This is a genomic window from Halostagnicola sp. A-GB9-2 (assembly GCF_030068615.1).
In the GTDB taxonomy this organism is placed as follows: domain Archaea; phylum Halobacteriota; class Halobacteria; order Halobacteriales; family Natrialbaceae; genus Halostagnicola.
The window spans coordinates 366,636-388,161 of sequence record NZ_JASJOC010000004.1; the positions used below are offsets into that span (position 1 = coordinate 366,636).

Sequence of the window (21,526 nt, forward strand, 5' to 3'; positions counted from 1 at the left end):
TTCGCGGCAATCGTTACCGCTCGTCGAGGACGTATTTTCCGACGGCGAGGACGAGGACGAGACTGATCAGTATCATCGCCCCCTGGGAAATCGCGGCGACGCTTGAGTCGACGCTTTCTCCGGTGACCAGTGCGATGATGTCCGGGATTCCCCGGAGGGATCCCATGACTCCCAAGAGCGCCAGGACTCCGACCCCGTAGATGCTCAGCCGTTCTCGATTCGTTTTCCGGCCGATGGCACCCAGAGCGGTGATCACCACGCCGAAGATGGCCGGGATTAGCGCCGTGACACTCGCGAAGTCAGAAAGTACGTAGGCTCCGATGCCCAGAGCGACGAGGACGATTCCGAGCACGATCGAGAGCGTCGTCTGGAGGGTTCCGTTATCGTTCATACTGATGCATGTCGGCGACTGTGAATAAGCGTTTCTCGAGATCGTTCGTTGAATCCACGCTCGTCCCTTCCCGGTGCCGATCAGAAGCCGAGCACGAGCGCCGAAACGCCGATGAAAATAACCATCCCGAAGACATCGACGACGTTCGTGACGATCGGGATCGTCGTGTCGTCGGGGTCGATCCCGAGCTGGAACGAGGCGTACGTCGCGGCGAAGCTGGAGATGACCGCAATCACCACGACCGACATCCCGCTGATCAGCGAAATCGTCAGCAGCACCGACAGCGGGAGCGCGGCGCCGATGACCTGCCCGATGAGCCACGCGCCGACCGCGAGTGCGGTGAATATCGTCGCGCCGAGGGCGAGGACGGCAAGGACGTTCGCCCACAGCTCTCGATCGCGCGGATCGAAATCTGTCGTCCCCAGGTGAAGCCGCGTCGAGAGCCTCGAGCTCAATATCGCGCCGAGGTTTCCGCCCATGTCGACCATTGTCGGGACCATGACGGCGAGCAACCCGTACTCGGTGAGCATTTCCTCTGCGTCCTCGAGTGTAATCCCCGCGATCAGCACGATTACGGTGAGAACGATCAACAGCGGGAACATGTTGCCGACGATGCTCCGGACGTCCCACGTCCCGAGCGAGCCCTGCGGAACGACCATCAGACGATCACCTCGACGATGCCGATGGCGAACAGCAAGAACAGCATGCCGAAGATGTCACCGAGCGTGGTGACGATCGGGCCGACGAGGTTGTCCGGGTCGTACCCGTACTTGTAGCCGGCGAAGATCAACGCCAGCAGTCCGAATATCAACACGAACGAGGTTAGTACGCCCGCGATGAGCATGATCCCAATGAACTCGTAGAGTGCGGCGGACTCCCAGCCGATGATCTGGAGTGCGAGCCACGTTACGACGCCGATCACGACCGAGATGCCGATACCGTTGATAAACGACGCCACGACCGCGTTCACGAGTCGCTCGTTCCAGTCGAATCGCGGTTCGATCAGTCCCTGGTGGAGTCCGCTCGAGATGCGTCCGCCGAGCGCGCCGTAGACGTTTCCTCGCGTGGCCAGAAAGACGGGAACCATCACGAGTAAGCCGGGAAATCGTTCGACGCTTTCGACCATTCCCTCGAGTACTAATCCGGCGAAGAGGCCGCCGCCAAGCGCGATGAGTAGGATGGGGATCGCTTCACGGTAGATCGACCAGACGTCACCGCGGACACTCATATCTGTGACTCACACAGTACCCTGTTAAACCTAACGAGAAGGGACTCTGACGACCGGATATCGGGATCTCGTCGCTTCGGATGAGGTATTTCAATCGGGCGGACGACTGGCGACGGATGGACAGGATTTTAAGCCAGCGTGGGCTAGACCAGCCCACTATGGGTAAAAAATCGAAGGGCAAGAAAAAACGTCTCGCTAAGCTCGAGAACCAGAACAGCCGTGTTCCGTCCTGGGTCATGCTCAAGACCGACATGAACGTCCAGCGAAACCCGAAGCGACGCAACTGGCGTCGTAGCGACACCGACGAGTAAGGATATCTATGAGTGCAACTGATTTCGAAGAACGTGTTGTTACCGTCCCACTGCGCGATGTGAAGAAGGGTGCAAACCACGAAGCCGCAGGTCGTGCAATGACAATCATCCGCGAACACCTCGCAAAACACTTCGCGGTCGACGAAGACGCCGTCCGACTCGACCCCTCGATCAACGAGACCGTCTGGTCGGAAGGCCGATCGAACCCGCCGCGAAAGCTTCGCGTTCGCGCCGCGCGATTCGACGAAGACGGCGAGGTCATCGTCGAGGCCGAGGTCGCCGACTAACTTGCTACGTGCCTCCTTCACCGGATCGTCCTATATCGGCGTCTTCGCCCGTGCGACCGATTCGTGTCTGCTCGTCCGGCCCGATGCCGACGACGACACCGTCGACGGGCTCGCCGAGGAACTCAGTGTCGATCCGGTACGGACGACAGTCGGTGGCTCCTCGACGGTCGGCGCGCTCGCGACGGGCAACGAAAACGGCTTGCTCGTCAGCACGCGTGTCCTCGAGATCGAACGCGAGGAGATCGAAGACGCCGTCGGCGTTCCCGTCGCGGAGCTTCCGGGAAGTATCAACGCCGCCGGAAACGTCGTGCTGGCCAACGATTACGGCGCGTACGTCCACCCCGATCTGCCGCGCGAAGCGATCAAAATCGTGAAAGACACCCTCGAGGTGCCGGTCGAACGCGGCGACCTCGCGGGCGTTCGGACGGTCGGGACAGCCGCCGTCGCGAACAACACGGGCGTCCTCTGTCATCCAAAGGCGACCGACGCGGAACTCGACTTGCTCGAGGAGGCACTCGACGTCCGGGCTGATGTCGGAACGATCAACTACGGCGCTCCGCTCGTGGGCTCCGGGTTGCTCGCAAACGAGTCGGGCTACGCCGTCGGAGAGAATACGACGGGGCCCGAACTCGGTCGGATCGAAGACGCGCTCGGCTACATCGACTGAGTCGTCGACTGGATCGACTGAGTTGCCGAGACCGGTTTATTGATTCAGCAAACGTGTTTTCTTACGGGTTTGTCCTTTAATCCTGTATTCGACTTTGGGCCCGTATTAGTCCTCACCCGAGCCGCTGGTGGAGTGAGTCTTGCGGGTACTCTCACCGGATTGTTTCAGTGGCGATAATCACTGTTTCTCGAACTTGTGCCGAACGATATCGCTCTCGTCGTCCCACTCGAAGTGGTCGTGAGCGTGTTCGAGCATGGCTCTGTACGTCTCGAGATCCTCGAGGCCTTCGGCCCGTGCGTCTTCGTCGGTCAGGTCTCCCAGCGTGCGCTCCGTGATCTCGGTGACTTCGAACGTCGTCCCGTCGATGGCGAACGTATCGCCCGGGTCGGCGTACTGATGGCCGCGGTGGATCTGTGTGATCTCGCCTTCGAGAGCCTGTTCGCGCATTCGTTCGCTCGGCAGGAGTTCGCCTGGTTCGATCTCGCTCATAGCTCGAGTTCGCTCGCCAGGAGGAAAACTGTTCAGCTGCTCGAGTCGGTACCAGTCGTTTGCTCCGCCTCTCGAGTCAACTCACGAGCGTGATGAGAACGAACAGCGTCGCAATAGAAACCAGCGTCGTCGCGAAGACGTTCAACGACGCGAACTCTTCATCGCCGCCGAGTTCGTTCGCGAACACGAACGTCGAGACGGCCGTCGGCGTTCCAAGCATGACAACGCTCGCGGTGAACGTTGCCTCGTCGACGGTCAGCAACGAGAAGACGATCCAGGCGAGCAGCGGCATACAAACGATTTTGAGCGCGACGACCGAGCCGGAAGCCCCGAAATCGACCGACGGAAGATCGACCTGCAGAGATGCACCGACACAGAGCAGTGCGAGCGGAAGCGCGAACGCGCCGACGATGTCGAGTCCGCTCACCGCAAGCGGGGGAACGGTGACCGACGACGACCCGACGCCGAGCCCGGTGATCAGTGCGAGGAGAACCGGATTCGTGAGGAGTCCTCCGAGTTCTCGGCCGATTTTCGTCTCCGCTTCGTTGACGAAGACGAGAATCAGAACAGTGAGGGGTACCTGAACCAGCGAAAGGATTCCGAGAACCACGCTCGCGATGGCGGTTACCTCGGCGTCGAACGTCGCCGCGACCAGCGGAAGCCCGAGATAGCCGAGATTCGAGTGATACGATTGGACGATGGCGACGCTCTGGCGCGGCCTCGAGGACCGATTTCGGTGGACGAGCCAGGCGAGCCCCGCCGTCGAGAACAGGACGAAGAGCAGTCCGACGAGCAGGGCCGGGGTGAGGAGTTCACCTATCGCTTGATCGTACGTCGAGATGAAGATGAGTGCCGGAAGCGCGACGTAGTAGGCGATATCGTTTAGCCGCGCGGTTCTGCTCGTATCGAGTATCTCGCTCGCTCGTAATCCGGTCCCGACGAGTAATAACACGAGCAGGGCTAGCAGACGCCCGACAACCTCCATGCCCCCGCACAGTTCGTGCGGTGTCTTTTACCGTTCGGTTTGGCGCAAATCTGTTCATAATTCGTTATCCTTGTCCGAGCGGATTGGGTCGTCATCCAGACACGACACCGGATGGGAAGGCAAGGTTCTTCCGGCTCCCCGACGGAGCAATGGGCATGAGTGAATTCAACGTTAGCGGTCGATTCAAAAACCGAGATGGTTACGCACCGTTCGAGACGACGATCGAAGCCGAGAACGAGAACGTCGCTCGCGAGCACGTGCTTTCCCAGATTGGGAGTCGACACGGCGTCAAACGAACCGGAATCGAACTCGAGGAGGTATCCCAGCAATGAGTAGTCAGCAGGAACTCCAGCAGCTCTCCCAGCAGATTCAAGAGCTCGACGAGCAGATCGAAGCGCTCGAAGGGAACGTCGAAGCGATCCAGCAAGAGCAGACCGAAGTCGACGAGGCGATCGAAGCCGTCGAAACCCTCGAGTCGGACTCGGTCGTGCAGGTTCCCCTCGGTGGCGGCGCGTACGTTCGTGCAACCGTCGAAGATATCGACGAAGTGATCGTCGAACTCGGTGCCGATTACGCAGCAGAGTTTGAGCGAGAGGGCGCAGTCGACACGCTCGAGAACAAAAAGGAGAACCTCGACGACGAGATCGACGAGGTCAACGCACAGATCTCCGAACTCGAAGCAGAGAGTTCGCAACTCGAGCAGCAGGCTCAGCAGATGCAACAGCAAGCGATGCAACAGCAGATGCAGCAGATGCAGGGCCAGCAGGGTCAAGGTCCTGACGAATAAGCCGTCTACGACCCATGTTCGATAACCTGAAGGAGAAACTCGGGAGCTTCCGGAAAGACGCCGAAGAGGCCGCCGAAGAGAACGTCGAGGAAGTCGAAGAGCCTGCAGAGGACCTCGCAGATGATGCAGTCGCCGAAGGCGAAAGCGAGACAGTCGCCGAGGCGGATGCAGGTAGCGAGACCGCCGACACAGCGGCGAGTCCGGACGCGTCCGAGGAACCACGAACAGATACCGTCAACGCGACACAGGACGGTTCTTCGGCCGATTCGGAACTCGAGAGCGACGTAACTACGGCCGAGGTATCGGGTGGGTCGGCGACGACGTCCACCACTGATACCGCTTCGATCGACGAGGAGCCAAGCGACTCGTCGACGGGAATCAGTAGTTCGTCCCCGTCGGGAACCGCCGGCGTAACGGCGGGAACTGAAACTGACGAACCGGTGACGGCGGATTCGGACGCGACTGGCGACGCGGAAGCCTCGGATACTGCGGAGACGGACGAGGGCAGCGAAAGCGACGATAACGGTTCGACCGGCTTCGGTCGGAAGGCCAAATCGCTTGTTCGCGGGAAGTTCGTCATCGAGGAAGAAGACCTTGAGGCTCCGCTTCAGGAACTCGAGTTCGCGTTGCTCTCGAGCGATGTCGAGATGGGCGTCGCGGAGGAGATCCTCGACAACATCCGCGACGAACTGATCGGCGAGACGCGGACGTTTACGACGTCGACGGGCGATGTCGTCGAGGAGGCGCTCCGAGATGCGATCTACGACGTCATCAGCGTCGGCCAGTTCGACTTCGACGAGCGCATCGCGACCGAAGACAAGCCGATCGTCATCATCTTCACCGGCGTCAACGGCGTCGGGAAGACGACCTCGATCGCGAAACTCGACCGGTACTTCGAGGAACGCGGCTACTCGAGCGTGATGGCCAACGGCGACACGTATCGTGCGGGTGCCAACGAGCAGATCCGCGAACACGCCGAGGCGCGGGACAGCAAGCTCATCGCCCACGATCAGGGCGGGGACCCCGCCGCAGTGTTGTACGACGCCGTCGAGTACGCCGAAGCGAACGATATCGACGTCGTCCTCGGCGATACGGCGGGTCGGCTCCACACTGACGAAGGGTTGATGGATCAACTCGAGAAGATCGGTCGCGTCGTCGGCCCCGATATGACCCTGTTCGTCGACGAGGCCGTCGCCGGACAGGACGCGGTGAACCGCGCTCGAGAGTTCGACGAAGCCGCCGAGATCGACGGGGCGATTCTGACGAAGGCGGACGCCGACTCGAACGGCGGCGCGGCGATTTCGGTGGCTCACGTTACCGGGAAACCGATCCTGTTCCTCGGTGTTGGCCAGGAGTACGACGATCTCGAGCGGTTCGATCCCGAGGAGATGGCGGATCGACTGCTCGAGGACGAGTAGTCGTTGTCGAGGGTAGGTTCGGCTCGAGTCCGATGCGACGGTTCTCGTATTTGTGCGATGTTCCGTGGTTGCAAGCGCCCGGATCAATTTCTTAGTCTCCGCTATTGTAACCGGCTTGCCATGGCTATCGACACAGTTCTCGTGGTCGGTTCGACGGGTACGCAAGGCGGGGCCGTCGCCCGGCATCTCCTCGAGCGGGATTTCGAGGTGCTTGCGCTGACTCGAGACAAAGACAAACACGAGTCACACCAACTCGCCGAGCGCGGGGCCGAGATCGTCGAGGGGAGTCTCGAAGAGAAAAACAGCATCGAACCGCTCGTCGAAGCTGCCGACGGCGTCTTCTTGATGACTAACTACTGGGAACACGGCTACGACGACGAGGTCGAACAGGGACGGAACGTGATCGAACTGGTCGATGACGTGGGAGTTGATCACTTCGTTTTCTCCTCGGTCGGCGGAGCCGAACGCGACAGCGGCATTCCCCACTTCGAGTCGAAGTGGGAGATCGAAACGATGATCGACGACCGCGAACTCCCGGCGACGGTCGTCCGTCCGGTCTTCTTCGCCCAGAATCTCGAGGGCTTTCGCGAATCGATCGAGGACGGGACGCTCGCGATGGGACTCGAGCCGTCGAACCCGTTGCAGGTCCTCGACGTCGAGGACCTCGGCGCGTTCGTTGCGGACGTGTTTGCCGATCCCGAGGCTCACGAGGGCGAATCTTGCGAATTCGCGAGCGACGAACTCTCCCTTCGCGCGATGGCCGTTCGCTTTGCAGACGTGCTCGAGACGCCGGTTCGCGCTCAGCATCTCTCGATCGAGGACGTAGAAGAGAGTCAGGGAGAGGAGTACGCCGTGATGTTCGAGTGGTTCAACGAATCGGGCTACGAATCACCGATCGACGAACTTCGGGCCGAGTACGAGATCCCGTTTAACCGCCTCGAGACGTATCTCGAGCGGGAGTGGCGTGACTGACGGGTGACGTTCCAATCGCTGGCCGTTCGGTCCGGCGAGCCGTCCGGATTTGAACGCCGATTGGGCCGGCACGAGACTCGCAATTGGCTGAAATATGATTGTAAAGGTATTTCTCTCTCGAATCGATATTCGGCCCCGTAGCACCTACCGGAAACAATTTCCGCGAATACGCGACGGCCGCTTCGGTGCCAGTGATGACCGAACCCGTTCAGTTCGTTTCGAAGTCTCTTCTCGCTCGGGCCAGTTCGGGTCGTGGTAATATTGACCGGATTATCCTAGCCCCGTCATGGTTCGCCTGATTACTGAAGGGTATAGTGGTAGGGTGCTAGGATCCGGTAACCGATGAGCGAGACAGCTATCTCGAGTACGCTACCAGCTGGTCGCCTTTTGACACGGCGGTGGTCTGCGTGAACACGACCGAACAGTACAAACAGAACAAGCATCCCCTTGACGTCCTTGACGATGTCTACGAGTACGCCGAGGACGGGCTCACCTTCGAGGAGATCGAAGAGCGAGCTGGCGACGGCGAGTGGGAGCGCCTGAAGTGGGCCGGTATGTACGCCCAGAAACAGGAGGGGTACTTCATGATCCGAACGAAGGTCCCCGGCGGAAAACTCACGCCTGAACAGGCCGAGGTCATCGGCGAAGTTACCGACGACCTCGCAGTCGCCCCCGAGGAGTACGGCGGCGAAGAGCAAAACGAACTCTGGGGAGACGCCTACCTCGACATCACGACCCGACAGGATATCCAGAAACACTGGATCCGCGTCGAGGATGTCCCCGAAATGTGGGACCGCTACGACGAAGTCGGTCTGACGACGGTCCAGGGCTGTGGTGATTCCGCCCGGAACGTCCTCGGCTGCCCCGCGGCCGGGCTCGATGACCACGAGTGCTTCAACGCACAACCGGTTATTGACGCCGTCTCGGACTTCTTCACCGGCAACCGCGAGTACGCTAACTTGCCCCGCAAGTTCAAACTCACAATCACCGGTTGCGCTCACGACTGCGGCCAATCCCAGATCAACGATATCGGGCTCGTTCCCGCGAAAAAGGAGATCGACGGGGAACATCTCTACGGCTTTCACGCCCGCGTCGGCGGCGGCCTCTCGGACGGGCCGCGGATGGGCTCCGAACTGGACGCGTTCATCCGACCCGAAGACGCCGTCGAGTTCTGTCGTGCTGTCGCCCAGACGTTCAAGGAGATCGGCGACCGAAACAACCGCGGCGTCTGCCGCATGCGCTATCTCGTCGAACAGCTCGGTCCCGAGAAGTTCGAGGAAGCCATCCGCGACCGCTGTACCGTCGACCTGCCCGACGGCGGCGAGAACCTGACCGTCGGCTACAAGGGCGACCACGTCGGCGTTCACGACCAGAAACAGGACGGACTCCAGTACGTCGGCTTCAACGTGATCGCCGGCCGTATGGGCGGCGACGAGTTCGCCGAGGCCGCTCGAGCGGCCGAAAAGTACGGCACCGAGGACGCCTCCGTGCGCCTCGCGACCGACCAGAACTTCCTCATCACGCACATTCCCGAAGAGAACGTCGAGGACCTTCTGGCCGAACCGTTCGCCGAGGACTATCAGCCCGATCCGGGGCCGTTCTCCCGCGGTGCGGTCGGCTGTACGGGCAACGAGTTCTGTAATTACGCCATCATCGAGACCAAAAAGCGCACCAAGCGCTGGGCTCGAGAGCTTGACGAGCGCATCAACACGCCAGACGACCTCGACGTCGTTCGGATGCATATGTCCGGCTGCTCGGCCTCCTGTGCACAGCCACAGATCGCGGACATCGGTTTCCGCGGCGAGACGGTGAAGCTGGAAGACGAAGACAGTCCGAACGAGGAAGGTGACAACCTCGTCGAAGGAATGGACTTCGGCCTCGGCGGCTCGCTCGGCACCGACAACGAGTTCCTCGATTGGATCGAACACGCCGTTCCGGCCGACTCCGTAATTCCGGCCCTCGAGCGACTGTTCGACGCCTACGCCGAGGAGAAACACGACGACGAGCAGTTCTACGCCTGGTGTCGCCGCGTCGACAACGAGCGCCTTCGATCGATCATGCAACAGGCCGACGCGCCGGTTGCAGGAGGTGTTGCCCATGGGGATTGATAGCGAGGACGAGCGAAGCGAGTCCTCGGAGACGCGAGCGGGAGCGAAGCGACACGCGAGCCGCGAGGACGAACGTAGTGAGGCCTCGGACCGAGCGAGCGGTGAAACCGCGAGCCGCGAAGACGAGCAGCCGTTCCCCGGCGTTCCAGAATCCAGCGGCGACAACGCTGAAGACGTTATCGTCCCCGAAACCAGCGGTCGAGCGCCGCGGTCTCGGGCCGACACTGACCACGCTCGAGAAGGACCCGTTCAGCCCGCAGGAAGCGGTGCAAGCGGCGACGCCGACGCCGGCGAGAGTTGCTCGCCGAACACCTGCACCTGCGGCGAGAAGACTCAGGAGAAAGCCGTTGCGACCGACGGTGCAGGGGTTGCAAATGTCGACGAACAGGGCAACCTCGGCGACCTCGAGTTCACAGAGCCTGCTGAGAACGCGAGCCAGGACGTCTACGACGACGCTCCCGATACGCGCGTTGGCGTTCCAGACGGCGTCGACCTTGAGACGCCGACGTACTCGATTCGCTCGGAGATGAACGACATCGAGACGCCCGACGAGAAAACCTGGTTCATGGAACTGGACGAGGCCGTCATCGACGACGGCCGCTGTATCCAGTGTGGGACCTGTGTCGCCGCCTGCCCGTCCGATTCGATCGGAATCGGCGACGATGGCAAGCCGGAACTCGTCAAGATGTGTACCGGCTGTTCGCTCTGTTGGGACTTCTGTCCCCGCGGCGGCCTGCGCTATGAACGCCAGTGGAAGATCACCGGCGGCGACGACAACGTCAAAGGTGCCGGCGATCCGATTACGGAGTTCTCCGCGCGAGTCGACGAAGACTGGACGAAAGGCGCACAGGACGGCGGCGTCGTCACGACGGTTCTCTCCCACCTCCTCGAGGCGGGCGAAATCGACGGTGCACTCATCGCGACCGAAAGCGAGGACGAAGCCTGGAAGGCCGAAAGCTACCTCGCGACCAGTCACGAGGACCTGATCGAGAACGCCGGGACCATCTACAATCAGACGATGGCACTTGGCAACCTGAACCTCGATCGATGGGAGCACAAGCTCCCGGACAAGCCGTTCGACGAACTCAGCCTCGCGCTCGTCGGCACGCCGTGTGAGATCGAAGGGATCCGCGCCCTGCAGGACTTCGAGTGGGACTACCAGGAACAGAACGAGGGCATTCGTGCGGTCGACTACACGATCGCGTTGATGTGTACGAAGAACTTCAACTACTACAGCCTCATGGGCGAGCAACTCGAGGATCAGCGCGGCATTTCGCCCGATGAGATCGGCAAGATGGACGTTCTCCACGGCAAGCTGATGGTCTACGACCACGACGGCGAGATGATTCTCGACGAAGACATCGAGAACTTCCACGACGCCGCGCTCAAAGGCTGCGACGAATGTGCCGACTTCACCGGCTTCTGTGCCGACCTCACCGTCGGCTCGGTCGGCTCGTCCGACGAGTACTCGAGCGTCATCGTCCGAACCGAACAGGGCATGAAAGCCTGGGAGATCACCGAACCCGATCTGGACTACCACGACCTTGAGGACAAGTCCGCGGTCGGCAAGCTCCAGGGTTGGGACAAGAAGAAGGCCTTCGAGAGCCTCGAGCGACCGTTCGATCCCGACGCACCCCGGTTCATCGACTACACGGACCACGCCGAGAACTACGGCACTGAGCTGAACCCGCACGACTACGGTCACTAACGGCCACCGCTGCGGTTTCGATTGATCTCGTTTTCATTCCGTTTTTTGCGTTTATCGGCTCTCGAGCGTCAGCGTCGGAACTTCTCCCTTCCTCGTTCAGCGGACTTATTGGCGAACGGCCGGAAGTGCGGCCATGGAATCCGGTATTCGAGTTGCGACGCCAGCGGACGCCGGCGAGGTTCGACGTATCTATGCCCCCTTCTGCGAGGACTCAGCGGTGACGTTCGAAGAAAGCGTTCCCGACGAATCCGAAATGGTCGACCGAATCGAGGAGACGCTCGAGACCTACCCGTGGCTCGTCTGCGAACGCGACGGCGACGTCGTCGGCTACGCGTACGCGAGCAAACTTCGGAAACGACGGGCCTACGAATGGGTCGTCGAACTGTCGGTCTACGTTGCCGAGGACGCTCGCCGATCGGGCGTCGGTCGAGCACTGTACGAGTCGCTGTTTGCCGTCCTCGAGCGCCAGGGCGTCCGGGACGCCTACGCCGTGACGACGCTCCCGAACCCGGCAACGGTTCGATTTCACGAACGACTCGGCTTCGAGCGCTTCGCCGACTTTCCGCGGGTCGGCTACACGCAGGGCGATTGGCACGACGTGCGGTGGTGGCGGCGCGAAATCGCGACGAAACCAATGGATCCGGAGCGTCCCGATCCGTTTCCCGAGGTTCGAGAGTCAGCTGATTGGGACGAACTGGTAGCCACCGGTGAACCGCACCTCGAGTTCGGGGATCAGGACGTAGTCGGCTGATTTCGGTCTTTGCGACCTGACGCAGTCCAAAGCGATTTATCGAACCACCACATGGTATCTCTCATGAATCCATCGACGTGGCAGACCTATCTCGTCACTCAGTCGTCGATTTCAGCCGGTCGATCGACACCGGATATTGTCCGTGCCGCGATCGACGGCGGCATCGACGTCGTCCAGTTGCGGGACAAGGGCCTCGAGACGCGCGAGCGATACGAGATCGGCCTCGAGTGCAGGGAACTCACCGAGGCGGCGGATATCGACCTGATCGTCAACGATCGGGTCGACCTCGCGCAGGCGATCGACGCTGACGGCGTCCACCTCGGGCAGTCGGATCTCCCGGTCGCGATCGCTCGAGACCTGCTCGGAGCCGACGCGATAATCGGTTGTTCGGCCTCGACGTTCGAGGAGGCTACGAAGGCCGAAGCTGACGGCGCGGATTACCTCGGCGTCGGCGCGGTGTACGGCACGTCCTCAAAAAACGTTGAGGAATCCAAAGACGGAATCGGCCACGATCAGATCCGCGAAATCGTCGACACCGTCTCGATTCCGGTCGTCGGGATCGGGGGGATAACTGCCGAAAACGCGGCTCCCGTCGTCGAGGCGGGCGCAATCGGCGTCGCGGTCGTCAGCGAGATTACGGCCGCCGACGACCCGAAAGCGGCGACCGAATCGCTCGCTTCCGCGGTCGAGGCGGGACGTGCGGGTGAGACAGCGCCGAACGAAGACACCGATGCGGCCGGGGAAACCGGAAAGACCGTCGACGACGGAGGGGTGGTACAATGACCGACTTCGAAGCGGTAACAGCGCAGGAACTCGAGACGACACTCGACGCACTCGAGGAGTCGAAACCGCTCGTGCAGGCGCTGACGAATCAGGTGACGATGAATGACGTGGCGAACATCATCCTCCACTGGGGGGCGTTGCCGGTGATGGCGGATTCGTTCGGCGACGCCGGCGAGATGGCCGAAATCGCGGGCGCGATCCTCATCAACGCCGGCCAGATCGCGGACGACAACGTCGAAGCGATGCACGAGGCCGGCCGGATGGCCAACGATCGCGGAATTCCAGTCGTTCTCGACCCCGTCGGCGTCGGTTCGACGCCGTCGCGGGAGGCGGTCGCCGAGAGCCTCCTTTCGGAAGTTGATTTCGCCGTTATCAAGGGCAACTACGGCGAGATAAGCGCCCTCTCGGGCGTCGAAGCGGACGTCAAGGGCGTCGAATCGATCGGTGACTACGACGAGATCGACGAAACGGCTCGATCGCTCGCGGATTCGACCGGTGCGACCGTCGTCGCCTCCGGCGTCGAGGATATCGTCGCGGACGCCGAGAACGCGGTCTCCGTTTCGGCTGGCCACGAGATGATGGGCGAGGTCGTCGGCACCGGTTGCATGCTCGGAGCCACCGTCGCCGCGTTCTGTGGCGCGCTCGAGGACGACCGAGCCGCGGCGGTTCGGGGAACGCTCGCGTTCGGGCTCGCCGGCGAGCGGGCGACGCACCTCGAGTACAACGGCCCCGCGAGCTACCGGACGAACTTCCTCGATTCCGTCGCCGAGCTCTCTGCGGAAGTCGTCGACGAACTGGATCCCGAGGGACGAGTAACTCCGCTCGAGTAACCGATCTGCACTCTCTTGCGATCATCGCTTGCAGTTTCTCGACATCGACGTCTCCAACAGCTATTGTACTCGAGCCCGAACCTTGAACCGACATCAATGTCACGAACTGAACTCGAGAACGCGGCCGAATCGCTGACAGATGCGGCCGACGCGGCCGGCAACGACGAAGCGCGCGAACGACTGGAGAAACAATCGAACCAACTCAACCAGCTCGCGACAGCCGACCGCGGCCCCGATCACGGTCGACTCGCCCGTCACGAACACATCATCACCGAGATCGCCGACGAGGAGGGCGGTGACGTTGCCGATCACGCCGACGACGCACTTGACTCGATTCACGAGTTCCGCGAAACGCTCGAGGGCGTCTGATCTCCCGGAGGCGCTGGCCACTAGGGCGTCGAATCAACAGACTGGTTTCGGATTCGCCCCCATCGCCTCGAGACTCTCGACGTACTCGCCGTAGGCGGCTTCGATGGCTCCTGTTGCGGCCTCTTCGGCCCGATCCCAGTCGTCCTCCCCGTTACAGACTGCCTCGAGGAGGTCGGTAACCCGCTCGAGTTGCTCGTCTAAATCCCCGCCGAACTCGCGGAACAACTGTGCACTCTGGGGATCTGCGTTCCCGACGAAGTAGCCGACGACCTGCTCTTTCGAGTGCTTGCTCGCGAGGATCCGTCCGGCGAACGCGCCGACTCGAGGAACGGTCGACTCGAGCCCGCGGAGATACTCGTGGAGCGCGGGAACGGTCTCGGGGTCGTACGCCTCGAGTTGCTCGGAGACGGTTTCGTAGTGCTCCCGTTCTTCTTCGGCGGTCGTCTCGAACGCTTCGCGCGCTCGGTCGTTCGATTCGTCTTCGGCCCACTCGTCGAACGTATGCCATGCGGCGTACTCGGCGTCGGCGGTCGCCTCGAGGACCGGTTCGGTGTCGATATCGCCGTCCGTGGCGGCGTACAGCGACTTTGACGACCCGAGTCGGGAGAGCGGTGTCTGGTTCGTCTCACGAACGCGGTCGAGAAACGTCTCGCCATTGGTCATGGATCGGCCTACGATCGGAATCGAGTTAGTTGTGTCGTGATAGCGTCGAAGTGGATCCTATTTCACCCTCAACCGACCTTTTTGTGCCGGGTAAAACGGCGGTTTGGCGGTCGTTACTCGGCGGTATTCGGTCCCTTCTACCGGTTGAACTGACGGTAATGAAGTCATAACAATCTCCGAACGTGGAACGTCTTCAAGTGAACAATGAAACGACGAACGTACCTCGTAACGACAGCAGGCGTCGTAGGACTCGCTGGCTGTGCGGGCTCGGGAGACGATCCCGAAGATGACGAAAACGGTGACGAGGACCCGAACGAAGGCGGCGATCCGAACGGAGATAACGTCGAAACCGACGACGACGGAACGTTCGACGATTTCGAGGATCTCGACGCGTGGACGGAGGTCGAAGGCTCGCTCACAGCCGACGAAGATCGATCGCTCGTCGGCTCTCAATCCGCGCGACTCGAGGCATCGGAATCCGACAGCGGCGTCATGATCCGACGCGAGTTCGATTCGCCACAGGATTTCTCCGACGAGGTGCCCGGGCTGGCAGTCGCCTCCGACGACCTGCAGAATCCGATTATCCAGCTCACCGACAAAAACGGCGACCGGGTCGATTTTCGCGGCCGGTCTGCCGCGGATATGCCGCTCATGCGGTACAACTTCGGCGTCGGTTCGATCGACGGCGATCCGGACCTCTCTGCGATTTCCTCGATCCAGATCGCGTCCTGGACCGGCGACGAAAAGGAAAAGGAATTCTGGTGTGACGATCTGTACTTCACGCCGCGTCCAGAGACGGGCACGGTGATGGTCCAGTTCGATTACGGCTACGAGACGACTTACTCCGAAGGGTTCCCGGTTCTCGAGGAGTACGACATTCCCGCGACGGCGTTCGTCAACACCGATTTCGTCGGTGGCGACTCTCGAATGAGCCAGAGCGAACTCGAGGAACTGCACGACGCCGGGTGGACGATCGCCAGTCAGTCGGCGAACAACGGCGATCTGACCGACACGGACGATCCGTCCGCACAGATCGAATCGGCCGTCGAGTGGCTCGAGGACAACGGCTTCGAGGACGGAGCGGGCTACTTTGCGTACCCGCTCGGAAACTTCGACGAAGCCGCAGTCGAAGCCGCCGGCGATCACCACGACCTTTGTTTCGCGAGCGGCTACGGTGCGGGCGGCCAGATCACCAACACCACACTCTGCCCGCGCATCGGTGACCCGGATCCGGAGGATGCACGAGAACTCCTAGAGTGGACCGCGGAGATGAACGGCCTCACGACGCTTTACTACCACGAACTCGAGGACGATCTGCTCGACTCGTTCGAGGAGACGATGGCCGACCTGAGCGAGATGGAAGCCGACGGGGAGCTCGAGGTCGTTCTCCCCGGTGACGTCGAAGAAGAGTACGTGCTCTAGAGACCTAAATCAAGTAGCAGATTCGGGAAGCGAGGAAGTCGACGTCTGGCGTGTCTCGAGAGAAAACGGCGATCGAGACCGAACCACAGCGCGGTTTGCTGTCGACCGAGCGTTCGAGATTCCCTGTTTGTCACGCTCCGCCTCGAGGGCTGGTTCGGCAGTGATGCCCAATTTCTCTCCCTATCGGTCGTTCTCGCGTCAGTCGTCGGCTTCGTCCGCTCCGCGGTTTCCCACCGGTCACCGCTCCGCCTCGAGGCTTCGTTCCCGTTGGTTACTCAGCCTCGCCCGTCTTACGGGTCACTTCGTTCCCCGTTCGACTTCTCGAGGCTTCGTTCGCTTCGCTTACTCAGCCTCGCCCGTCTCTACCGGCGCGTTCACAAGATTGCCCCACTCGGTCCAGGATCCGTCGTAGTTGACGGTGTCCTCATAGCCGAGCAGTTCGTGCAGTGCGAACCACGCAACCGAGGAGCGCTCGCCGATTCGGCAGTAGGCGACGGTCGTTTCGTCGCCGTCGATTCCCTTCTCGGCGTAGAGCTCCTCGAGTTCCTCGGGACTCTTGAACAGGCCGTCGTCGTCCGTGACCGCCGCCCAGGAGATGTTCTGGGCACCGGGGACGTGGCCGCCGCGCTGGGCCGTCTCCTGGAGCCCTGGGGGTGCGAGAATCTCGCCGCGGAACTCCTCGGGCGAGCGAACGTCGACGAGCGGAACGCCGCGTTCGATCGCGTTTTCGACGTCTTCGCGGTAGGCGCGGATGCTCTCGCGCGGCCCGGCGGCGTCGTACTCGACTCCGGAGAAGTCGGGCTCCTCGTCGGTCGTTGGATAGTCGTTCTCGAGCCAGTACTCTCGACCGCCGTCGAGCAGGTAGACCTCGTCGTGGCCGTAGTACTTGAACTGCCAGTAGGTGTAGGCGGCGAACCAGTTCGAGTTGTCGCCGTAGAGGACGACCGTCGAATCCTCGGTGATGCCGTGGCTGCCGAGGAGGTCCTCGAAGTCCTCTTTCTCGAGGATATCCCGTCGCGTCTGGTCCTGCAGTTGGGTCTCCCAGTTAAACCCGATCGCGCCGGGTGCGTGTGCGTCGTCGTAAGCTTCCGTATCGACGTCGACCTCGACCAGTCGAAGCTCCGGATCGTCGCTCTCGAACTCGTCGAGTCGTTCTTCGACCCAATCAGCCGTTACGAGTACGTCGTTGGCGTAGTCTGTTGCCATACATTCCACTTGGATCGAGAACCACAAAGAACCCCTTCTAACCGGACAATGCGGTCACAGCTTCATTTTGGCGGATAGCGTTGCCTCTTAATCTCAAAAGTGTTGGATCCGTCGGAGCGTAAACCGTGCGTATAGCGTTGCTACCGTCGGTTTGTTTGTTTTTTCCGTGGAATCTCTGATCGTTTGCAACGGATGACGGAAACATTTGCCACCACCTCGGCACCCACGAGAGCGGTGCCGGAACCGGTGCCCTCTCGAGGCTCCGACGACATGGTAGCGCCAATGGATGATTCGCTCGTCGTTTCGCCGGAGTGGCTCGCGGAACACCTCGAGGATCCGATGGTCCGTCCCGTCGACGTGCGGGACGCTTGGGAGTTCGACGGCATCGGCCACGTTCCGGGCGCAGTGAACGTTCCCTTCGACACCTATCGCGACGCGTCGAACGACGAACCCGGAACGCTTCCCGGCGCGGACGCCTTCGCCAACCTGCTCGAGGAGTCCGGAATCGAACCCAGGGATACGCTCGTCGCCTACGACGACATGCACGGCGTGTTCGCCGCCCGTTTCGTCCTGACCGCGTGCGTCTACGGCCACGACGACGTTCGACTCCTCGACGGCGACTTCAGCGCCTGGAGTCGCGAACACGAGATGACGAGCGACGATCCCGAAATCGAGTCCTCGAGCTACGCGCCCGATCCGCTGACCGCCGAGGAGAGCCCGTTGATCGACCTTGAGGGGGTCGAAGCCGCGCTCGAGCGCGACGCCGCATTCGTCGATACGCGCGAGCGCGAGGAGTTTGCGGAGGCCCACCTCCCCGGCGCGGTTCGGTTCGACTGGCGGGAAGTCGTCGACGACGAGACGCGGCGGCTAAAGCCCGAAGACGAACTCGAGGAGCTACTGATCGACCACGGCATTACGCCCGACCGAGAGATCGTCCTCTACTGCAACACGGCCAGACGGATCAGCCACACCTACGTCGTCCTCCGGGCGCTGGGCTACGACGACATCGCGTTCTACGAAGGGAGTCTTACGGAGTGGATCGCGGCGGACGGTGCGCTCGAGACCGAGACCGAGTCGCGTTGATTTGGGTTTGGATATCGGGTGTAGATGTCTGCATACGGCACATAGCCTGCATCTGCAGGCCAACTGTGTTTTTCTCGCAAACCCCGTTAGTTTACTCGAACCGATGTCCACAACTGGTAACCGAGCGGACACGCTCAAGAAAGCGAGTACCGTCACGACCGTGATCGATGCGATAGCCGAATTCGCGAAGGGCCGGCGAGTCGAGGGTCTCGTATTACTCGGTGCTGCGGCCCTCTCTTCGCGCGTTCCCGGTATCGGAACTGCGGCGTCGATCATGCTCCGCGCGTATCGTCGATTCCGCTAAGCGCGTTCGGACAGCTTCCCAATTTCTCACGAGGGCGTTGCCCATCGTCGCGCTCGAGCGAAATGACAAGATGGGGCCCCGACACGAAAACCCCCACAACGCTCGAGATTATCACCACCAGCCGCCACTCGCCGGGATGGAGGATCCGGTCGACGCGTCGTTTCCTACCGATTTCTTCGTTGTGGTGGGGCGAATTTGTAGGGATGTCGTCGCTTGTCTCGGTGAACTCTGGGAAACCGAAACGACGTGACCTCTGGGATTGCGCTACATCTCGCTCACGTCTCGCCAGTCCGGCGTCGTCGAGTACGGCTTCGAGGCAACCTCGTCGAACGCCGAAACGACGACCTCGTTCAGCGCCGGGTGGACGTGGACCGTCTCGGCGATTTCCGACACCGTTCCCTCGCCGCGCTGGACGACGACGGCGACCTCGTGGATCAGCGTGGATGCCTGCGGACCGACGATGTGACAGCCTAAAATTTCTCCGTCGGAACCCGCGAGTACCTTTACGAGCCCGTCGTCGGCCTTGAGGACCACGCCCATCGGTGCGGTACCGTACGGTGTCGCCGCCGAGTCGTACTCTCGATTCTCGTCCTCGAGTTCCGACTCCGTCTTCCCCAGACTCGCGACCTGCGGCGACGTGAAAACGGCGTGGGGAACGCCCGTGTAATCGACCGCACGCGCCTCGTCGCCAAGCACGTTCGCCGCGACGATTTCGCTCTCGTAGTCCGCGACGTGCTTGAACGGGAACTCGCCGGTCACGTCCCCGAGCGCCCAGATGCCGTCCACGTCGGTCTCGAGCCCCTTGTTGACCGGAATCGATCCGTCCTCGGCCGTCTCGAGGCCAGTTTCTTCCAAATCGAGCGTATCCGTGTTGGGACGCCGGCCGGCGGCAACGAGGAGTTCGTCGGCCTCGAGTTCCTTCGTTGGGCCCTCCCCGTCCCCCCCGTCGGTCGACTCGACGGAGACGGAGACGCCACCGTTTCGACTCGAGACGGCCGTCGCCTCGAACCCGGTGTAGAGTTCGCAGTAGCGCTCGAGCGATTCGGTCACGACCTCGCCGATCGCCTCGTCTTCTCGAGGCACGAGCCGATCGCTTCGCCCGACAATCGTGACTTCGGTGCCGAGCGCGGCGAAGAAGTAACCGAGTTCGGCCGCGATGTAGCCGCCGCCGACGATGACGAGGCGCTCGGGTTGGTCGTCGAGGTAGAGCGCGTTGTCGCTCGTCAGGTACTCGAGGTCCTCGAGGCCGTCTATCGGTGGTTCTGTCGGTCTCGAGCCGACGGCGATGATTACGTTTTCCCCGCGGATCCGTCGTCCTTCGGCATCAGCGCCGCTTTCCTCGCGTTCGGGATCGACGAGCTCGACCGTTCGATCGTCGACGAACCGCCCCGCCGACTCGTAGAGGGTAACGTGTTCGTTCGCCTCGAGGCTCTGGCGTTGGCGATCTGCCTTCCCGAAAACGGTCTCGCGGATCGCATCGGTGATCTCCCCGTAGGTGACGTCGGTGACTTCGGCGTCGATTCCGAACCGATCCGCGCGACGGATCTCCTCGAGGAGCTCCGCTCGGTGGATGAGCGCCTTCGAAGGAATGCAGCCTCTGGTGATACAAGCCCCGCCGAGCGGACCGGGCTCGAGGACGGCCGCCTCGAGGCCGTCGTCGGCCGCCGCCGTCGCGACTTGGGAGCCAGAGCCACCGCCGAGGACGAGTACATCGTACGTTTCCATGCGTGTCCTCGACTACGAGGACCGCCAAATAACTCGAGGCTCCCCCGCTGTAGCTGCCTCGAGGAGTCGACCCGACTACAGCCAGCCGCCATCGTCGTCCGTCTCTCCCTCGCGGTACGTCTCGAGTGACGCGGCGAGGTTCTCGAGGGCCGCCTCCTCGGTCTGCCCCTGGCTCGAGATGCCGGTTTCTTCGTCTTCTGCGATGAAGAGGTCGTTCTCGACTGTTACGGTGATCGACTCGTCATCCGCGAGTTCGCTCGCGTCTCGAGGGTCGCCTGTCATACCCGAAACTATCGCTGGCGGCATCAAATATCTGCTGACAACGGGTTCCCGACGGAGCTCGGCTCTCCTCGAGTTGTGTAAACCACTTTCGGCTCGTGCCACAGGTATTTGCCAATTCGTGTCACTGTCTCGAGCATGGAGCGCGTTTCCATCGACGAGGTCGAGCCCACTCCCGACGACGACTGTCACTCGGATCGGCGCGCGTTAGCCGACCCGTTGGGAACGTCCAACGTTGCGATCACCCGGTACGTCCTCGAGCCCGGTGAACGATTCAGCGGCTCGGTCCACACGCACATGGATCAAGAAGAAGTGTTTCTCGTCCTCGAGGGGACCGTGACGTTCGAGCTCCGGCGAGACCGCTCGAGTTCGAACGGAGAGGATGGGGACGACCGCTCGGGTGACGGGAACGCCCCTTCGAGCAACGGAAACGAAATTAGCGTCGACGCCGGCGAAGCGATTCGGTTCGCTCCCGGCGAGTTTCAGTCCGGGAAAAACGACGCTGACGAGACAGTCGTCGCGTTCGCGCTGGGTGCGCCGAAAAACAGCGACGACGTGCGAATTTCCCGAATTCCGACGCTGGACGATAGAACTATTGGGTGCCCCGAGTGCGGACTCGAGCACATGGGAATCTCGTCGGGAACCGAGTCGGAACTCGTCTGTCCCGATTGTGGCGCGACGATGGATGTCGAATAGGTGGGTTCTCGAGTCGTTTTGTTCTCTGAATACCCAACGCCGGAGAGAATAGGAGTTAGTGAAC

The 21,526-nt window shown here is 61.6% G+C and carries 26 protein-coding genes; 17 read left to right on the plus strand and 9 right to left on the minus strand.

From position 1 onward, the window contains the following. Positions 1 to 13 precede the first annotated feature (13 nt). The 3 genes from QNM96_RS12920 to QNM96_RS12930 form a co-directional block, all read right to left on the minus strand. Positions 14 to 391 carry a hypothetical protein gene (locus tag QNM96_RS12920; RefSeq protein WP_283836804.1) on the minus strand — a complete coding sequence of 126 codons (378 nt, stop codon included), beginning with the start codon at positions 389 to 391 and terminating at the stop codon, positions 14 to 16. An 80-nt stretch (positions 392 to 471) separates the two neighbouring features. After that, complete coding sequence (locus QNM96_RS12925; protein WP_283836805.1) at positions 472 to 1,050, minus strand: magnesium transporter; 579 nt, start codon at positions 1,048 to 1,050, stop codon at positions 472 to 474. Further along, on the minus strand, positions 1,050 to 1,619 hold the full coding sequence (locus QNM96_RS12930) for a magnesium transporter (RefSeq protein ID WP_283836807.1): 570 nt from the start codon (positions 1,617 to 1,619) through the stop codon (positions 1,050 to 1,052). Before QNM96_RS12930 ends, QNM96_RS12925 begins: the two co-directional genes overlap by 1 nt. 158 nt (positions 1,620 to 1,777) lie before the next feature. Here QNM96_RS12930 and QNM96_RS12935 point away from each other — a divergent pair, with 158 nt between their 5' ends. From QNM96_RS12935 to QNM96_RS12945, 3 genes are read left to right on the plus strand one after another with little or no spacing between them, the layout of a single operon-like run. Further along, positions 1,778 to 1,930, plus strand: a complete 153-nt coding sequence (locus QNM96_RS12935; protein ID WP_049951558.1) for a 50S ribosomal protein L39e — start codon at positions 1,778 to 1,780, stop codon at positions 1,928 to 1,930. A gap of 8 nt (positions 1,931 to 1,938) precedes the next feature. Beyond that, the gene (locus QNM96_RS12940) at positions 1,939 to 2,217 is read left to right on the plus strand and encodes a 50S ribosomal protein L31e (protein WP_283836812.1); all 279 of its coding nucleotides are present in this window, start codon (positions 1,939 to 1,941) and stop codon (positions 2,215 to 2,217) included. A gap of 1 nt (position 2,218) precedes the next feature. Next, positions 2,219 to 2,884 (plus strand): translation initiation factor IF-6, encoded by a 666-nt coding sequence (locus QNM96_RS12945; protein ID WP_283836814.1) that lies wholly within the window; start codon positions 2,219 to 2,221, stop codon positions 2,882 to 2,884. 177 nt (positions 2,885 to 3,061) lie between these two features. Here the strand turns inward: QNM96_RS12945 and QNM96_RS12950 are convergent, their stop codons facing one another. Both QNM96_RS12950 and QNM96_RS12955 read right to left on the minus strand, forming a co-directional pair. After that, on the minus strand, positions 3,062 to 3,373 hold the full coding sequence (locus QNM96_RS12950) for an ASCH domain-containing protein (protein ID WP_283836815.1): 312 nt from the start codon (positions 3,371 to 3,373) through the stop codon (positions 3,062 to 3,064). Positions 3,374 to 3,449: 76 nt separating this feature from the next. Beyond that, positions 3,450 to 4,358: an AEC family transporter gene (locus QNM96_RS12955; protein ID WP_283836817.1), complete on the minus strand. Its 909-nt coding sequence runs from the start codon at positions 4,356 to 4,358 to the stop codon at positions 3,450 to 3,452. A 155-nt stretch (positions 4,359 to 4,513) separates the two neighbouring features. On the opposite strand from QNM96_RS12955, the gene rpl18a reads away from it, so the two are divergent. The 10 genes from rpl18a to QNM96_RS13005 all read left to right on the plus strand — a co-directional run bounded on the left by rpl18a (position 4,514) and on the right by QNM96_RS13005 (position 14,084). Beyond that, positions 4,514 to 4,690 (plus strand): 50S ribosomal protein L18Ae, encoded by a 177-nt coding sequence (gene rpl18a, locus QNM96_RS12960; RefSeq protein WP_283836818.1) that lies wholly within the window; start codon positions 4,514 to 4,516, stop codon positions 4,688 to 4,690. Then, the gene (gene pfdA, locus QNM96_RS12965; protein WP_283836819.1) at positions 4,687 to 5,145 is read left to right on the plus strand and encodes a prefoldin subunit alpha; all 459 of its coding nucleotides are present in this window, start codon (positions 4,687 to 4,689) and stop codon (positions 5,143 to 5,145) included. Before rpl18a ends, pfdA begins: the two co-directional genes overlap by 4 nt. Before the next feature lie 14 nt (positions 5,146 to 5,159). Then, positions 5,160 to 6,563 (plus strand): signal recognition particle-docking protein FtsY, encoded by a 1,404-nt coding sequence (ftsY, locus tag QNM96_RS12970; protein ID WP_283836820.1) that lies wholly within the window; start codon positions 5,160 to 5,162, stop codon positions 6,561 to 6,563. Positions 6,564 to 6,683: 120 nt separating this feature from the next. Next, positions 6,684 to 7,535 carry an NmrA/HSCARG family protein gene (locus QNM96_RS12975; RefSeq protein ID WP_283836821.1) on the plus strand — a complete coding sequence of 284 codons (852 nt, stop codon included), beginning with the start codon at positions 6,684 to 6,686 and terminating at the stop codon, positions 7,533 to 7,535. A 407-nt stretch (positions 7,536 to 7,942) separates the two neighbouring features. Next, a complete protein-coding gene (locus QNM96_RS12980) occupies positions 7,943 to 9,643 on the plus strand; it encodes a ferredoxin--nitrite reductase (protein ID WP_283836822.1) in 1,701 nt (566 codons plus the stop codon). Beyond that, positions 9,633 to 11,351 carry a Coenzyme F420 hydrogenase/dehydrogenase, beta subunit C-terminal domain gene (locus tag QNM96_RS12985; RefSeq protein ID WP_283836824.1) on the plus strand — a complete coding sequence of 573 codons (1,719 nt, stop codon included), beginning with the start codon at positions 9,633 to 9,635 and terminating at the stop codon, positions 11,349 to 11,351. The genes QNM96_RS12980 and QNM96_RS12985 overlap by 11 nt, the downstream gene beginning before the upstream one ends. A 133-nt stretch (positions 11,352 to 11,484) precedes the next feature. Beyond that, complete coding sequence (locus tag QNM96_RS12990; RefSeq protein WP_283836825.1) at positions 11,485 to 12,102, plus strand: N-acetyltransferase family protein; 618 nt, start codon at positions 11,485 to 11,487, stop codon at positions 12,100 to 12,102. Between the two features lie 63 nt (positions 12,103 to 12,165). Then, on the plus strand, positions 12,166 to 12,885 hold the full coding sequence (gene thiE / locus QNM96_RS12995) for a thiamine phosphate synthase (RefSeq protein ID WP_283836826.1): 720 nt from the start codon (positions 12,166 to 12,168) through the stop codon (positions 12,883 to 12,885). Next, positions 12,882 to 13,715, plus strand: coding sequence for a hydroxyethylthiazole kinase (gene thiM, locus QNM96_RS13000; protein WP_283836827.1), 834 nt, complete (start codon positions 12,882 to 12,884; stop codon positions 13,713 to 13,715). The genes thiE and thiM overlap by 4 nt, the downstream gene beginning before the upstream one ends. A 96-nt stretch (positions 13,716 to 13,811) precedes the next feature. Next, complete coding sequence (locus tag QNM96_RS13005; protein ID WP_283836829.1) at positions 13,812 to 14,084, plus strand: hypothetical protein; 273 nt, start codon at positions 13,812 to 13,814, stop codon at positions 14,082 to 14,084. Positions 14,085 to 14,117: 33 nt separating this feature from the next. On the opposite strand, the gene QNM96_RS13010 is transcribed toward QNM96_RS13005, so the two are convergent. Continuing rightward, positions 14,118 to 14,747, minus strand: coding sequence for a rubrerythrin family protein (locus QNM96_RS13010; protein ID WP_283836830.1), 630 nt, complete (start codon positions 14,745 to 14,747; stop codon positions 14,118 to 14,120). 204 nt (positions 14,748 to 14,951) lie between these two features. Between QNM96_RS13010 and QNM96_RS13015 the strand changes: the two genes are divergently transcribed. Next, positions 14,952 to 16,169, plus strand: a complete 1,218-nt coding sequence (locus QNM96_RS13015; RefSeq protein ID WP_283836831.1) for a polysaccharide deacetylase family protein — start codon at positions 14,952 to 14,954, stop codon at positions 16,167 to 16,169. A 342-nt stretch (positions 16,170 to 16,511) separates the two neighbouring features. On the opposite strand, the gene QNM96_RS13020 is transcribed toward QNM96_RS13015, so the two are convergent. Next, positions 16,512 to 17,375 carry a sulfurtransferase gene (locus tag QNM96_RS13020; protein WP_283836832.1) on the minus strand — a complete coding sequence of 288 codons (864 nt, stop codon included), beginning with the start codon at positions 17,373 to 17,375 and terminating at the stop codon, positions 16,512 to 16,514. A gap of 282 nt (positions 17,376 to 17,657) precedes the next feature. Here QNM96_RS13020 and QNM96_RS13025 point away from each other — a divergent pair, with 282 nt between their 5' ends. Both QNM96_RS13025 and QNM96_RS13030 read left to right on the plus strand, forming a co-directional pair. Then, the gene (locus QNM96_RS13025) at positions 17,658 to 18,458 is read left to right on the plus strand and encodes a sulfurtransferase (protein ID WP_283836963.1); all 801 of its coding nucleotides are present in this window, start codon (positions 17,658 to 17,660) and stop codon (positions 18,456 to 18,458) included. A 103-nt stretch (positions 18,459 to 18,561) separates the two neighbouring features. After that, positions 18,562 to 18,762 carry a hypothetical protein gene (locus QNM96_RS13030; RefSeq protein ID WP_283836833.1) on the plus strand — a complete coding sequence of 67 codons (201 nt, stop codon included), beginning with the start codon at positions 18,562 to 18,564 and terminating at the stop codon, positions 18,760 to 18,762. A 264-nt stretch (positions 18,763 to 19,026) separates the two neighbouring features. Here QNM96_RS13030 and QNM96_RS13035 read toward each other — a convergent pair whose 3' ends face one another. Both QNM96_RS13035 and QNM96_RS13040 read right to left on the minus strand, forming a co-directional pair. Next, on the minus strand, positions 19,027 to 20,487 hold the full coding sequence (locus QNM96_RS13035) for a dihydrolipoyl dehydrogenase (protein WP_283836834.1): 1,461 nt from the start codon (positions 20,485 to 20,487) through the stop codon (positions 19,027 to 19,029). Between the two features lie 75 nt (positions 20,488 to 20,562). Further along, complete coding sequence (locus tag QNM96_RS13040) at positions 20,563 to 20,769, minus strand: hypothetical protein (RefSeq protein WP_283836835.1); 207 nt, start codon at positions 20,767 to 20,769, stop codon at positions 20,563 to 20,565. A 135-nt stretch (positions 20,770 to 20,904) separates the two neighbouring features. On the opposite strand from QNM96_RS13040, the gene QNM96_RS13045 reads away from it, so the two are divergent. After that, positions 20,905 to 21,462, plus strand: coding sequence for a cupin (locus QNM96_RS13045; protein WP_283836836.1), 558 nt, complete (start codon positions 20,905 to 20,907; stop codon positions 21,460 to 21,462). Positions 21,463 to 21,526 lie beyond the last annotated feature (64 nt).